This is a genomic window from Cysteiniphilum halobium (assembly GCF_003574425.1).
In the GTDB taxonomy this organism is placed as follows: Bacteria; Pseudomonadota; Gammaproteobacteria; order Francisellales; family Francisellaceae; genus Caedibacter; species Caedibacter halobius.
The window spans coordinates 52,204-66,732 of record NZ_QLIU01000014.1 but is presented as its reverse complement, the minus strand read 5'-3'; the positions used below and the strand labels follow the sequence as shown (position 1 = coordinate 66,732).

The 14,529-nt window shown below is 37.5% G+C and carries 11 protein-coding genes; 8 read left to right on the top strand and 3 right to left on the bottom strand.

What is annotated here, in order from left to right; all coding sequences use genetic code 11:
• Positions 1-774: 774 nt before the first annotated feature.
• Positions 775-1,773 (top strand): lipopolysaccharide heptosyltransferase I, encoded by a 999-nt coding sequence (gene waaC / locus DNK85_RS03430; protein ID WP_162896503.1) that lies wholly within the window; start codon positions 775-777, stop codon positions 1,771-1,773.
• Between the two features lie 17 nt (positions 1,774-1,790).
• A complete protein-coding gene (gene dacB / locus DNK85_RS03425; RefSeq protein ID WP_119328181.1) occupies positions 1,791-3,188 on the top strand; it encodes a D-alanyl-D-alanine carboxypeptidase/D-alanyl-D-alanine endopeptidase in 1,398 nt (465 codons plus the stop codon).
• Between the two features lie 65 nt (positions 3,189-3,253).
• Here dacB and DNK85_RS03420 read toward each other — a convergent pair whose 3' ends face one another.
• The gene (locus DNK85_RS03420; protein ID WP_119328180.1) at positions 3,254-3,907 is read right to left on the bottom strand and encodes a DedA family protein; all 654 of its coding nucleotides are present in this window, start codon (positions 3,905-3,907) and stop codon (positions 3,254-3,256) included.
• Between the two features lie 338 nt (positions 3,908-4,245).
• On the opposite strand from DNK85_RS03420, the gene DNK85_RS03415 reads away from it, so the two are divergent.
• From DNK85_RS03415 to groL, 3 genes are all read left to right on the top strand, one after another.
• Complete coding sequence (locus DNK85_RS03415; protein WP_162896502.1) at positions 4,246-6,024, top strand: TIGR03546 family protein; 1,779 nt, start codon at positions 4,246-4,248, stop codon at positions 6,022-6,024.
• A gap of 282 nt (positions 6,025-6,306) precedes the next feature.
• Positions 6,307-6,594 (top strand): co-chaperone GroES, encoded by a 288-nt coding sequence (locus tag DNK85_RS03405; RefSeq protein ID WP_119328178.1) that lies wholly within the window; start codon positions 6,307-6,309, stop codon positions 6,592-6,594.
• 138 nt (positions 6,595-6,732) lie between these two features.
• Positions 6,733-8,385, top strand: coding sequence for a chaperonin GroEL (gene groL / locus DNK85_RS03400; RefSeq protein WP_119328177.1), 1,653 nt, complete (start codon positions 6,733-6,735; stop codon positions 8,383-8,385).
• Positions 8,386-8,610: 225 nt separating this feature from the next.
• Here groL and DNK85_RS03395 read toward each other — a convergent pair whose 3' ends face one another.
• The gene (locus DNK85_RS03395) at positions 8,611-9,846 is read right to left on the bottom strand and encodes an MFS transporter (RefSeq protein WP_162896501.1); all 1,236 of its coding nucleotides are present in this window, start codon (positions 9,844-9,846) and stop codon (positions 8,611-8,613) included.
• A gap of 135 nt (positions 9,847-9,981) precedes the next feature.
• Complete coding sequence (locus tag DNK85_RS03390) at positions 9,982-10,443, bottom strand: hypothetical protein (protein ID WP_119328175.1); 462 nt, start codon at positions 10,441-10,443, stop codon at positions 9,982-9,984.
• A 297-nt stretch (positions 10,444-10,740) separates the two neighbouring features.
• On the opposite strand from DNK85_RS03390, the gene mraY reads away from it, so the two are divergent.
• The 3 genes from mraY to ftsW are packed head-to-tail and all read left to right on the top strand — an operon-like array spanning position 10,741 to position 14,386.
• A complete protein-coding gene (mraY, locus tag DNK85_RS03385; protein WP_119328174.1) occupies positions 10,741-11,832 on the top strand; it encodes a phospho-N-acetylmuramoyl-pentapeptide-transferase in 1,092 nt (363 codons plus the stop codon).
• Between the two features lie 6 nt (positions 11,833-11,838).
• Entirely contained in the window at positions 11,839-13,176 is a 1,338-nt protein-coding gene (gene murD, locus DNK85_RS03380; protein ID WP_119328173.1) for a UDP-N-acetylmuramoyl-L-alanine--D-glutamate ligase, read from the top strand.
• 4 nt (positions 13,177-13,180) lie between these two features.
• Positions 13,181-14,386, top strand: coding sequence for a putative lipid II flippase FtsW (gene ftsW / locus DNK85_RS03375; RefSeq protein WP_119328172.1), 1,206 nt, complete (start codon positions 13,181-13,183; stop codon positions 14,384-14,386).
• The last annotated feature ends 143 nt before the right edge of the window (positions 14,387-14,529 follow it).

Sequence of the window (14,529 nt, the reverse complement as noted above, 5' to 3'; positions counted from 1 at the left end):
TTGTAAGTAGCGTAGGCGTGGATGAGGAAACGATTATGAAATATGTACAGCATCAAGGGCAAGAGGATTCAGGTCAGATCGAACTTGATCTGTAACGCATAACGTAGTTATGCAGCGGCTTGCCGCTTAAGTACCACGGGTTTAGCCCGTGGGTATCTATATGGTCGGGGGCAGTGATATTAATACCACTTATTGTACCACCAGAATCAGCTCCTCCTGAGCTACTGCATGCACTTAATGTCAAAGATAGAGCTAAAAATATTAGTTGTATCTTATTCTTCTTGATATTCATTTGACTTAACTCCTTCTATTGTGTTTCGTCCTTAACTCTGCTTAAGAAAGCTATCATTGATTTTCTTTAGAAAGTTATCATTGAGTTTTTCCTTGTATGCTGAGCTATTCCTTTATGCTAAGCTTTTCCTTTATGCTGAGCGATTGAGTTGTAGTAGCAAGTAGACACTTTTTCTCGAAAATTTAAGTACTCGAAATCAGAGGTGTCTTTATTTTTGCATACGGCAACCACGTTCAATTTTATGCTGAGAAAAAGTAGATATTAAAGGGAAATTAATTACTTGTGCGTGTTTTAGAATTCAACTTAAGATGATGGAGCAGATAAAAACAAAGAGGCCTATCCTGTTATTGTCTTGATTTATTGACTGCACGAAAAATGTTTTAACTGGTGCATAGCATTGTCTTTTAAAAATCATTAGAATGTGGGCCGTCAATAACAAAACAGATGATGATTTATAGAAATTAATGAAAAGATGTTTAGTTGTGAAAACATCATCGTTAGGTGATGTGCTGCATACGCTGCCAGCATTAACAGAAGCTAAAAAGCACATGCCTGAGATGGTGTTTGATTGGGTTGTTGAAAAAGCTTTTGCTGAAATTCCTAAGTGGCATCAAGCTGTTGATGAGGTATTGGAAGTAGAAGTGCGTAAATGGCGTAAGAATATATTTAAATATTTTGCTGAAATTCGTGCCTTTAAAAAGAAACTTAAATCAAAACATTATGATTATATTATCGATGCGCAAGGCTTACTAAAAAGTGCCTGGATTACCAGAGGTGCTAAAGGTGTTAAATATGGCTTGGATAAACACTCAGCACGAGAGCCGGCAGCAAGCTTCTTTTATCAGCGCAAAATATCTGTAGCCAAAGATCAGCATGCCATTTTACGTGTAAAAGCGCTTTTTGCCAAAGTGTTTAATTATCCGCTTTCGGATGAAATTGATTATGGTATTTCTTATCAATGGCATAAACGCAATGCACACAAACAAGTGGTTTTCTTACATGCAACAACCTGGTCAAGTAAACATTGGTCATTAGCGCATTGGCAGCAGTTGGCAAAGTTATTAGTAGATGACAATATTAAAGTGCTTTTACCATGGGGTAATGATAATGAAAAGAATCAAGCACATGAGATTGCACAGAGTCATCAAAATGCAGTAGTCCTTGATAAAATGAGTTTGACACAATTGGCTGAACTTTTTAGCCAAAGTGATGCAATTGTCTCTGTGGATACTGGTTTATCCCATTTAGCAGCTGCTTGTAATGCGCCGGTTATTGGCATGTATGGCCCAACTTCGGCGAAGTTAACAGGTGCCATAGGTAAACAGGTGACACATGTTTCATCCAAGTTGACGTGCTCACCGTGTTTGAAGAAGGTTTGCCCCATTACCAAGGATGTATTTGCGCCATGTGAGGTGGCAATATCTGCTGAGTCGATTTATGCGCGTTTACATGCGTGGTTAAAGTCGGATTCTTTTGTATAAGCATAAGGAGTACACCCATGCGTGTCATATTAACAACGATTTTATCAATTGTAGTAACACAACTAAGCTTTGCTAGTGCACAATTACAGACAGCATTAAATAAAATAATTAGCAACCATCATTTAAATAGTGCACTGGTAGCGGTTAAAGTTATTGATGCAAAAAGTGCTAATACACTATTGGCATTTAACAGTCAAAAAAACATGATGCCAGCAAGTAATACCAAGCTTCTCACAGCAGCGGCCACATTGATAAGCTTGGGGAAAGACTATCAATATCAAACAGTACTTTATTATGATAGAAAAAACAAAAAAGCCATTGATAATTTGTATATTGATTTATCAGGCGATCCAAGTCTGACATCTCAAGCACTGGAAACATTGCTTCAGAGTCTTTCTCGGCATAATATTAAATCGATCGCGGGAAATATTTATTTAATTAATCAGAAGTTTGAAGGACGCAATTATCCAATTAATCAAAGTCAAAGTGACAGTGTTTTTGGATTTGGTGCACAAAGCTCGGCATATACCTTGAATGAAAATCAAGTCATTTTAAGGCTTGAGGCACAAGGGAATTATTTCAAAGTATATGCGTTAAGTGACGAGAAAATTAACTATGATAATAAGTTGCTAGCTGCTACAAATGATATGCTTAAAACTTGTCAGTTTAATGCGCGTATGACAGCGCAAAATAAGCTTATTCTAGCGGGGTGTTTGCCAAAAGGGGATTTTACCTTTAAATTTGCTATTGCCAACCCTAGAGCAATGTTTGAAGCAGTGTTGCAACAGCAGCTTAAAAAACGCAATATCAGTTTTACAGGTAGTATCGAAACGCTTAATGGCAAACCCGCCGAGCTCCATCTTTTGAGTTTGCATAAATCACCAGATTTGTCTAAGTTACTTAAACATATGCTCAAGTCTTCGGATAATCTTTATGCGCAAAGTTTATTAAGGACTTTAGGCTATAAAACTTTTCAAGCTGGAAGTATTGTCAGTGGTAAAAATGCGATGCTTGCGATTTTGCATAAAACGCTAGCGCTTGATATTGACAATATTCAGTTGGAAGATGGCGCTGGCATGTCAGAGAATGATCTCTTACATGCTGATTTTATTGTTGATTTGCTTTATAAAATGCAAGCACAAAAAAGCTTTGATGTTTTCAAATTGTCACTGCCGGTTTATGGCCAATCAGGCACCTTAAAAGGGCGTAGTAATAAAGACTTAGTAGGTAAAGTTTTTGCGAAAACAGGTTCAGGGACAACCTCGCTGGCACTATCAGGTTATATGATAGCGCAGAATAATCAGCAGTATGTATTTTCAATATTGATCAGTAATTTATTAGCATCACAAAAAAAACAAGCACTACAGTTACAAGATGATATTTTACAGACGGTGTATGCTTTCTCAGCGGTATAAGCGGTATATAAGCTTTCTTTGAAGTTCGCTAAATATGAAATGTATCGTGATTAAACTCCGAGGCCTTAGCTATTTTTTTGTTTTTTAAGTGAGCGACGTTTTTTTATTATTTCAATAATTGCAGGTGTGATTGAAACAAGAATGATGGCAATGACAAGGTAGCTGAAATTTTCCTGCATAAATGGAATATTACTAAAGAAATAGCCAAGATAAGTGATTGATCCAACCCAAATAAATGCAGCAATAACACTTAAGGTGATAAAGCGACGATAGGGCATCTCACCCATACCGGCGGCAAATGGGGTAAAGGTGCGGATAATTGGTACAAAACGCGCGATAATAATGGCCTTGGCACCATACTTCTCAAAAAACTGATGAGTTTTCTCAAGGTGAGCGGTTTTTAGAATTTTGGCATCGGGTTTAAACAGCTTTTCACCAAACAAATGTCCCACCCAATAGTTGACGTTATCTCCTAAAATGGCAGCAAATGCCAATACAAATACCATTAGATGAACATTTAAATTGGTCGTTGCGGTAATAATCCCAACGGCGAATAGTAGTGAATCACCGGGCAGAAATGGCATAATGACTAAACCTGTTTCACAAAAAATAATTAAAAATAACAGTGCATAGGTCCAAAGACCAAAGGTATTGACCAGTGTGTTCATATGAACATTTAGGTTTAGCACAAAGTCAATAATGTAGTGTATGAAACCCATAAAACAGTGAAGCCCTTCTCTTAGCGAAATTCAAGTTGGCTGCATTATAACGAGAGATTGCTATAGGGGCTATGAAAACCTGTATTAACAATGAAATAGCAAAAAAATGTTGCCTGTATCCTGAGCGAGGTCGAAGGGGGCGTGAAAAGTGGCTTCGACTAATGCTCAGCCAACGATTGCATATATTAGCTAACGATTACACATATCAGTCAACGATTACACAGTAAAGATTTACTAACGGGAGTTACGTACTTTTATCATAAGGTGTAGCAGGGCTTGAGCGAATGTGTTTTTTCGACTACAGTTTGTTTGAGAGTCGATTTAGAAAGGATATCACGATGAAATTTATCAAAAAACTCATGGCTATTATTACGGGACAATCTAATCCGATGCAGCTTTTTTTAGCGGCATTGTTTGGTTTTGCATTGGGGTTTATGCCCGGATTCCAATATGCACCACTGATCTATCTTGTGGTGATTTTGCTTTTGCTATTATTAAACGTCAATTTAGTGGTAGCAGCGATTGTTTTTGCTATTGCTGAAATTTTATCTTTTGTTTTAGAATTCCTTTCTTATCATCTGGGGACTTGGCTGTTAGATGGATTCTTACAACCATTTTTTAAATGGATGATTAATGCCCCGGTGTTGGCATATGCCGGGTTTGATTATTATCTGGTGTCTGGCAGCTTCGTGCTTTCGATTATCCTTGGTCTAATTCTGGGCTTTGTGTTGGCCAGATTTGCCAAAAACATTAAAACAAAAATGGCAGCATTACAGACTGAAAAAGAAAGCTATGCCAGAATCATTAACAAGCGATCGATTAAAATTGTCTCATGGGCAGTGTTTGGCAAATCAGCCCATAAAATTGATTGGGTCAAATTGCGTGATAAGAAGCTTAAGCATCCATTTCGCTGGTGGGGAGTGATTGTGACAGTTGTGATCGTTATTTTGCTGTTTGTCATGAGTAGTTTTTTGCAATCACAAGTTGTTAAAAATATTCTGTTAACTCAGCTAACCAAAGTAAATGATGCAACGGTTGATATTGGTAAACTTAATATTGAGGCTTTAAATGGTAAACTAGTGATTAAAGACTTGGCTTTTGCTAATCCTGATAACTTATTTGAGAATCGTTTTTATGCCAAGGAGCTTAGTGCTAAAGTCAACATGAGTGCATTATTGGCAAAACGTATTGAGCTTAGCAATGTGGTTGTTGATAGCGTATTAATGCATGTTAAGCGTCAAAACAAAGCTTCATTATATACTGCTACAAGCTCACAAAGCGGTAGTATGACTATTGCTAAAGATAAATCAAAAACAAGCGATATGACGGATCAGGGAAGTCAAAGTAATAAAACAAAACATTTTGATGTGCGTCATTACATTAACAATGCCAATGAATACTATGATAACTTAGCCAAGGTTATGCGTGTAATTAAATGGCTAGCGCCTGAGCCTGCTGCGAAGGAAGATAAACCGATCAGTACAGAAAATAGCGAAGCCATACCAGTTTATCAGTATGCACAAAGACAGGCATTGCATTTGGTTGAAAAGACACCAACCTTGATGATTGCTAAGCTTATGGTCAATAATATTCACTATAATGATGCTTTACAGTTAAATGTCAAAGCAAGCAATCTTTCAACACAACCGTGGCTCACGGCTGCGCCGACAAAAATTAATATTACCAATATCGATAAGACCGTGAATGTTGATTTTGTCAGTGCGAATAACAGTCGAATTGCGCCAAGCTTTAGTTTAATGCTTAAAGACATGTCTGCAGATAAGCTCTTAAGTGATATTAAGTTTGGTAATAATTTTAACCTTACTGCCAAGACATATGATATTACTATGCATGGGTATTGGGCTTGGCAATCCGGTGATATCCATCTTGATATGCCGGCCAATATTACATTTTATCATGCTAAGGTCACTGCCGGTGGTGTGAGTCAAACACTAGCTCAGTTACCGCTTAAATTCAATGTAACAGGTAGCCTTAGTAATCCTGTGATTGCAATGGATAATACCCAATTACAGAATCTATTAATCGAATCAGGTACAAGTGCGGTTAAAGATCGACTCAAAAACGAGTTGAAAAACAGATTACCAATTGGATGGTGAGATTTTATAATAATGTTGAATGTTGAATGTTGAATGTTGAATGTTGAATGTTGAATGTTGAATGTTGAATGTTGAATGTGAGTAAATTTTATTCAAATAGTGAATCAGACTAGGTGAGGTCAAATGGTTATTTTTGATCGTAAAATAATCAGTTTTTGGGGTATTAAAAAATAAATCAAAAAACTTTAAAAATTTTTCTTGAAATGCAAATTGCTATCACCATATTTCTGCCTGCAATAAACAACTAATGTTTAACATAGGTCAAAAAAAAGGAGTCTAAATATGGCAATTCGCCCTTTACATGATAGAGTATTGGTTCGTCGCGCTGAAGAAGAAGAAAAATCAGCAGGCGGTATTATCTTAACGGATAGTGCTAAGGAAAAACCAATGCAAGGTACTATTATTGCAGCAGGTCACGGCAAGATTTTAACAGACGGTGGGGTTCGTGCACTTGATGTTAAAGTGGGTGACAAAGTTTTATTTGGTAAGTACGCTGGCAATGAAGTCAAAGTTAATGGTGAGGAACTATTAATGATGCGTGAAGAAGATATCATGGGTGTGATTGAATAATCGCATTCTTGATGGGCTTCTGTATAGGGGCGTATTGTCTACGCCCAATACTGAGGATAATATCGAATCATATGATTAATTTTTAAAAGCAAAATTTTTAATTAAAAATAAACAAAACAAATTTAAGAGGAAAGAAACATGGCCGCTAAAGAAGTAATGTTTTCAGATGACGCTCGTACACGTATGCTAGATGGTGTTAATACATTAGCTAACGCAGTAAAAGTAACTTTAGGTCCTAAAGGACGCAATGTGGTACTTGAGAAGTCATTTGGCGCTCCTGCAATCACTAAAGATGGTGTATCTGTTGCTAAAGAAATCGAATTAAAAGATAAGTTTGCCAACATGGGTGCGCAAATGGTTAAAGAAGTTGCCTCAAAAACTGCTGATATCGCAGGTGATGGTACAACAACGGCAACTGTTCTAGCACAAGCTTTATTAACAGATGGTTTAAAAGCAGTAGCTGCTGGTATGAACCCTATGGATCTTAAGCGCGGTATCGATAAAGCAACGATCAAAGCAGTTGATGCTCTAAAAGCACTTTCTAAGCCATGTGCTGATAACAAAGCGATTGAACAAGTCGGTACAATCTCGGCAAACACTGATGCAACTGTTGGTGCGTTGATTGCCAAGGCAATGGCTAAAGTTGGCTCCGAAGGTGTCATCACTGTTGAGGAAGGTAAAGGCTTTGAAGATGAGTTAGATGTTGTTGAAGGTATGCAATTTGACCGTGGTTATTTGTCTCCTTATTTTGCAACTAACCAAGAGAATATGACGGCTGAGCTTGAGAACCCATACATTCTAATCGTTGATAAGAAAGTTTCTAATATCCGTGAGTTATTACCGGTATTAGAAGGTGTTGCTAAGTCTGGTAAGCCATTATTGATTATCGCTGAAGATGTTGAAGGTGAAGCATTAGCAACATTAGTTGTTAATAATATCCGTGGTATCGTTAAAGTGGCTGCAGTTAAGGCACCTGGTTTTGGTGATCGTCGTAAGGCAATGCTAGAAGATATCGCTATCCTAACCGGCGCTACAGTTATTGCTGAAGAAGTTGGTTTGACACTAGAAAAAGCAACGACTGAGCATTTAGGTACGGCTTCACGCGTGCAAATCACTAAAGATGATACAACAGTTATCGATGGGGCTGGTCAAAAAGGCAATATCGAAGCACGTGTTGCGCAGATCAAAAAGCAAATTGAGGAGTCAACCTCTGACTATGATCGTGAGAAACTGCAAGAGCGTTTGGCTAAATTAGCAGGCGGTGTTGCTGTAATTCGTGTAGGGGCGGTAACTGAAGTTGAAATGAAAGAGAAAAAAGACCGTGTTGATGATGCGCTTCATGCAACGCGCGCTGCAGTTGAAGAAGGTGTTGTTGCCGGTGGTGGTGTTGCACTACTTCGTGCACAAGCTGCTCTTGAAAAGCTAAAAGGTGACAATGAAGATCAGGATCACGGTATTGCATTAATGCGTCGCGCAATGGAAGCACCTTTACGTCAGATCGTTAAAAACGCCGGTGGTGAAGCTTCTGTTGTTGTTAATAACGTACGTGCTAAAGATGGTAGCTATGGTTATAACGCAGCAAATGATACCTATGGTGATATGATCGAGATGGGTATCTTAGATCCAACGAAAGTAACACGCTCAGCATTACAACATGCGGCATCTGTTGCTGGTCTTATGATTACAACAGAGGCAATGGTTGGTGAGATCAAAGATGATAAAGCTGATGCTGCAGCTGCTGCTGGAATGGGTGGCATGGGCGGAATGGGCGGCATGCCTGGGATGATGTAATCATTAGTTATCCACATACATAAACAATAAAAAAGGGGTGTAACGCCCCTTTTTTATTGTTATCGTTTTTTTAGGCTATGATCATATTCCTACCCACTTTGATTGTGTAAGCGTTGGCTGAGCGTCAGTCGAAGCCTCTATGAAGTGTGATTACCCTTCGACTTACGCTCAAGGTACGGTGAGCACTTGTGGGTGAATATTTAGTCTTAGCCTTTTTTTATTTTTTTATTTGTCTAATTGTTTGATATACATCTTACTCGCCAGTAATGCAATGATGCCAATGATTAATACAACAGTCATAAGATAAGCTGGTGAGTTGTTGTTATTGGTGTGATGAATCATATAGGTTGCGATAGCCGGTGTTAAACCGCCAAATAATGCAAAGCCAACATTATAACAAAACGATATGCCAGAATAGCGCACATCTGTTGGAAATAGTTTTGTTAAGTAGGCACTAACAGTACCGGCAATGCCACCTGCAAAAATAGATACCAGTGTGTAGGAGAGCATCACTGCACCATGTGATGTTAAGCTGTGATAAAAATAAATACCTGTTGGAATAAGCAATAGTGCACTAACTAAGATCACAATTTTTTGACCAATCCGATCAGAAATAGCCCCAGCAATCGGGCAGAAAACTGAAAAAATAATAAGATTAATAATCGTTGTATAGGCAATCATACTATTATCATAGCCTGTAAGCTTCATAAATGAGGTGATATATAAATAGAAAATACTTACAACAGCGGCTTGTGAGCCAGCGATAAAAATCCCTAAAATAGCATTTCGCGCATGGCTTTTAAATAAGGCAAGTATTGGTAACTTATGACGTTTGCTTTCATTTAAAAAAAGCTCAGACTCCTCCAGACGTTTACGTAAGAAGTAGCTAATGACAGCAAGTATTCCACCAAAGATAAAGGCAATACGCCAAGCAATCGATGGGTCAACGTGAATGAGTAATGCATGTATTATATCTGCTAAGAAAATCCCTAGATTAATGAATAAAAAAATCACACCACAGACTAATCCAGGGTACTTAGGAATATGCTCACAGACAAAAGTAATCGCACCAGGAATTTCTCCACCGATGGCGATGCCTTGCGCTAATCGCAGTAAGATAAAGATAATGGAGGCACTTATACCAAGTGTGCTAAAGCCAGGCAACAATCCCATTAACAGTGTTGCCAGCGCCATAATACTAATCGATAATACGAAAACTTTCTTACGTGTGTATTTATCCCCAAAGTGGCTAAACAGTATGCCACCAAAGGGTCGTGCTAAATAACCAATAGCAAAGGCAACAAAAGCGCCTAGCATGCTAAGCACTGGTGATGATGAAGGAAAAAAAGTTTCACCAATTACCATCGCAAAGACAGCAAATATGACAAAGTCGTAAAACTCAAGCGCACCACCAAGGCTTGAAAGTAAAATAATTTTCCAATGTTTACTATTTATGGGCATTTTAATTCTCCATTTGTGGATATAGTGCATAACTCCAGTGAATAATTAGTATTACGTATTTGTTAAGCCATATGCAACTTAAAAAGTTAAATTAAAAAGGTTACCAAAATAAAAGTTGCACTATGCAAAAAATGACTATTTAAATCTCATAACAGCTAATTCTACATTTATATCACCGACGACTTCATCCACACGATATAAGTTTCTATGATTTCCTACAATAAAATAATCGCCTTTTACATATTCAAAAACTTTCCAAGGCTTATGTGCATCCTTATCTTTATAAAATTTCTCTTTAATATCCCCCTGTAAAACAAAAGCAATTGCTCCATTTTCATTATCTAGAACTTTATATCTATCACTGCGATATCCTTTTTTATATATCTCTATCAAATATTGTTTTGAAGAATCAAACTTAAACTGATATTCTTTAACAGTGGAAAATTTATTCCCCCATTTAGGATGTGTAACCGACACAAGCATATCTCCCCACCAGTGATGATACTCGTCGCCATAGAAATTATTTCCAAAAGAAATAAATGGCAAAATAAAGAACAAAACAACTACTAAAATCAAATTCCTATATTCATTTACCATACTTCATTCCCATTAAATAAAAAATATGAAACATTTAGTTTACAATAAATTCTTTGTATACGAAGACAAACAGCTGATGAATAGTTTAAAGGAAATCTTTAATTGGTACAAATCAAGATTGGATTGTTTTGTTCATCTTTGATAAGTACGTGTTTTTAGAAAGAAAAATGCTAAAAAAAGTAATTTTAATGCGCCTTTAGTTGTGTTCTGCAAGTAGGCTTACTAGAATACTTTGCATTTGTAATACACTGTTTTTCATCAGTATAATTCAAGGTAATTAAGGCAAGGTTTCTTTAGATGTTATTATGGTTAACAAGCTGGTTGTCACAGTATTTTACGTTTATGCATATTTTTAACAGTTATGTGACCGTACGTTCACTAATGGCAGCATTAACTGCTCTTTTGATTAGTTTGTTTATTGGTAAACCGATGATCAACTGGTTAAGCAAAATGCAAATAGGGCAAGTGGTACGTGATGATGGACCACAAACCCATTTAGTAAAGAAAAACACGCCAACCATGGGTGGTTGCTTAATTATCTTTGCAATTGTTATATCGATTCTGTTGTGGGCAAAGCTCAATAGTCCCTTTGTATGGGTGCTACTTTTTGTGCTTGTGAGCTTTGGATTAATCGGTTTTTTAGATGATTTTTTAAAGCTGGTGTTGAAACATCCTAAAGGTCTACGTGCTAAATATAAATACTTGATGCAGTCGATTTTCGCGGTGATAGCAATGTTGTGGGTTTATGGGTTATTACACAACTATATGGACTTTAGTTTGTCGATTCCGTTTAGTAAAAACTGGACTATCCCGCTTGGTGCTTGGGTCATCTTGTTGGGATATTTTGTCATAACTGGAAGTAGTAATGCAGTTAATTTAACGGATGGTTTAGATGGTTTAGCCATTTTGCCAATTGTACTTGTGGCAATGGGGCTTGCAGTTTATGCCTATGTTATTACAAATAGTGTTTTTGCCGAGCATTTACTATTTGATTATATGCCAAATGTTGGCATTGATGAGCTTGTTGTGTTTTGTGCCGCAATTGCGGGTGCTGGATTTGGATTTTTGTGGTTTAACGCTTATCCTGCGGAAGTATTTATGGGAGATGTTGGCTCGCTAGCATTGGGGGCGACACTTGGCACGATTGCGGTGATTATTCGTCAAGAGCTGGTGTTTTTTATTATGGGCTTTTTGTTTGTGATGGAAACGGTTTCAGTTATTTTGCAAGTCGGTTCGTATAAATTAAGAAAAAAACGTATTTTCAAAATGGCACCACTTCATCATCATTTTGAGTTAAAAGGTTGGCCTGAAACTAAGGTGGTTGTACGCTTTTGGATTTTAACGGTTATTTTTGTGTTGATTGGCCTTGCCGCACTTAAAGTGCGCTGATGTGAAATGATGACTAAGTTTTATTATCAAAAGCAACAAATCAACCATGTATTAGTGGTAGGCCTTAGTGTTTCTGGTGCTTCTGTTGTTGATTATTTAAAGGCGTATGCATTAGAGATTAATATCTTCGATCAGAACCCTAAAAACGCGCGCTTGATAGTTGATTATCAAAACTTTGATGAAATTGACCTTGAAAGCTATGACTTAATTGTAGTAGCCCCCGGTATTCCCGTCAACAAAGCACCATTTAATCGTCTGCAAAACCATTGGCATAAAGTGGTCGGTGATATTGAGTTATTTGCATTACATATTGCAAGCAATGATAAGAAAAGCAAAAAGCAAAAAGCAATTGCAGTGACTGGCTCAAATGGCAAGAGTACTGTTGTTTCTTTGCTTTTTTATGTGCTTCGAAGTCTTGGAATAAATGCTGCTTTAGGTGGCAATATTGGGATCCCTGCTTTGAGCCTTATTGATGAAAAAGTTGATATCTATGTCCTTGAGGTCTCAAGCTTTCAAATTGATTTATTAAAGCATGCACAGTTTGATGTTGTGGCAGTGCTTAATTTATCCCCTGATCATTTAGATCGTTATGTTGATTACCGTGCATATTGTGACGCGAAGCTTGCATTATTAGTGCGTGGTAAATATTGTGTGATGAATGCCAAGCAAAAAGACTTATTCAATCATAGAACGGATGGCGCTCTTTCATACTTTAATAATGACGCTACTTATGTCGATGATGATAAAGCGATATTTCATCGCGAGGTATTTTGTCAGCAATCTGAGCTTATACTGCAAGGTAAGCATAATCTAGAAAACATATTAGCAGTTTTAACTATTTTAGATGGCCTTATGATCTTGTCAGAGGACGATAGGGCACGCATTAAATTAGCTATTACACAATTTAATCCACTAGCACATCGTTGTCGTTTAGTAAAAACATGTAATGGTATTCGCTATATTAATGATTCTAAAGCAACTAATATTGCATCGACTGAAGCAGCCCTTATAGGATTAGGCAATAAATATACTAAAAACATTATTATTCTACTAGGTGGGATTACAAAGGGGGCTGATTTTAGTCAGTTAGTACCGGCGCTTAAGACTTACGTTAAAAAAGCATTGATCTATGGACAGGATCGTATGATTATTTATCAGGCGATTTCTCATGAAATAGATTGCGTGTTGTGCAAGAATTTCGATGAGGCATTTAATGCCGGCACAACACTCGCCAGTGAAAATGATATTGTGCTATTATCACCGGCATGTGCAAGCTTCGATGGCTTTTTAAATTATGCGCATCGTGGTGAATATTTTGAAGAGTTAGTTAATAAGCTAAGGTAACAGCGTGCTTTTTTTTATTCGTAATTTATTTAGTCAGCGCAATAGCAAAAAAGTGCGCGTCAGAGCGACTATTGAGCTAGATATGGCATTTGTTTTTTTGGTGCTAGGGCTATTAGCATTTGGCTGGATTATGGTGACATCTGCATCAATGGTCGATGCAAATTATGACTATGGTAATCCTTATTTTTATTGTATTCGTCAAGGCTTCTTTGCGATTTTGGGTATCTTTGCAATGGTTTGTGCACTATTAGTGCCAACGGATAACTATCAGAAGATCTATAAACTGTGGCTGATCATTGCCTTTGTTTTGCTTGTTGCTGTATTGATTCCACATATCGGACGTGAGGTCAATGGCTCAAGGCGCTGGATTCCTTTGATTGTGATTAATGTACAAGTTTCAGAGGTGGTCAAGCTATGCGCTATCATGTATTTTTCATCTTATCTCGTGCGCTTTGGTGATCTTGCCAGAGAGACGTTTAAAGGTGTTGTCAAGCCGTTGATTATTCTTGCAGCGATGGCTGGTTTGCTACTTAAGGAGCCTGACTTTGGTGCTTCTGTTGTGATGTTTACTTGTGTTTTTGGCATTATGTTTATGGCGGGTGTTAAACTTAGATGGTTTATTATCTTGGTCGTGTTAGGCGCAGTGGCTGCAACCTTTTTAGTGCTTTTTGAACCTTATCGTTTAGCGCGCTTAAATGGTTTTATGAATCCTTGGGCTGATGCTAATAATACCGGGTATCAGCTAGTACAAGCGCTCATCTCTTATGGTCGAGGTGGCTGGTTTGGTGATGGTTTAGGCAGTGGTATCCAAAAGCAATTTTTCTTGCCAGAGGCGCACACTGATTTTATTGTGTCAGTCGTTGCCGAAGAGCTAGGTGCCGTTGGTGTGATTGCATTGTTAATGGTATATTCCTATTTAATTTGGAAAGGAATGAGAATTGCAACTCTTGCCTATGTCCTTAAGCGTCATTTTCAAAGCTATGTTGCTTATGGTATAAGCTTTTGGGTGGCTTTTCAGGTAATTGTTAATATTGGCGTTAACATTGGCGTTTTACCAACCAAAGGCTTAACATTACCATTGATTAGCTATGGGGGAAGTAGTTTGCTCATTATGTGTTTTGCCTTGGGTATTCTGCTTAGAATTGACTTTGAGAATAAGATTACAGCGGATGAAATTATGCCGCGTTATGTCTATAAAAAAATATCTTAGAAAATGACATATCCATAAAAACACAAACACATTATGCATATTGTTTCATGTTAGTCATTGCTTTATGATATCAAGGCGATTAACGCGTTTTGTGACACAAAATGCAAAGCAAAAAATTCTGTAAAATGGTTTGTGATGGGTAT

Bases quoted from the DNA above. Each gene is read 5' to 3' on its own strand.
- dacB (WP_119328181.1), top strand. From the start codon at position 1,791: ATGCGTGTCATATTAACAACGATTTTATCAATTGTAGTAACACAACTA.
- DNK85_RS03420 (WP_119328180.1), bottom strand. From the start codon at position 3,907: ATGGGTTTCATACACTACATTATTGACTTTGTGCTAAACCTAAATGTT.
- DNK85_RS03415 (WP_162896502.1), top strand. From the start codon at position 4,246: ATGAAATTTATCAAAAAACTCATGGCTATTATTACGGGACAATCTAAT.
- DNK85_RS03405 (WP_119328178.1), top strand. From the start codon at position 6,307: ATGGCAATTCGCCCTTTACATGATAGAGTATTGGTTCGTCGCGCTGAA.
- groL (WP_119328177.1), top strand. From the start codon at position 6,733: ATGGCCGCTAAAGAAGTAATGTTTTCAGATGACGCTCGTACACGTATG.
- DNK85_RS03395 (WP_162896501.1), bottom strand. From the start codon at position 9,846: ATGCCCATAAATAGTAAACATTGGAAAATTATTTTACTTTCAAGCCTT.
- DNK85_RS03390 (WP_119328175.1), bottom strand. From the start codon at position 10,443: ATGGTAAATGAATATAGGAATTTGATTTTAGTAGTTGTTTTGTTCTTT.
- mraY (WP_119328174.1), top strand. From the start codon at position 10,741: ATGTTATTATGGTTAACAAGCTGGTTGTCACAGTATTTTACGTTTATG.
- murD (WP_119328173.1), top strand. From the start codon at position 11,839: ATGATGACTAAGTTTTATTATCAAAAGCAACAAATCAACCATGTATTA.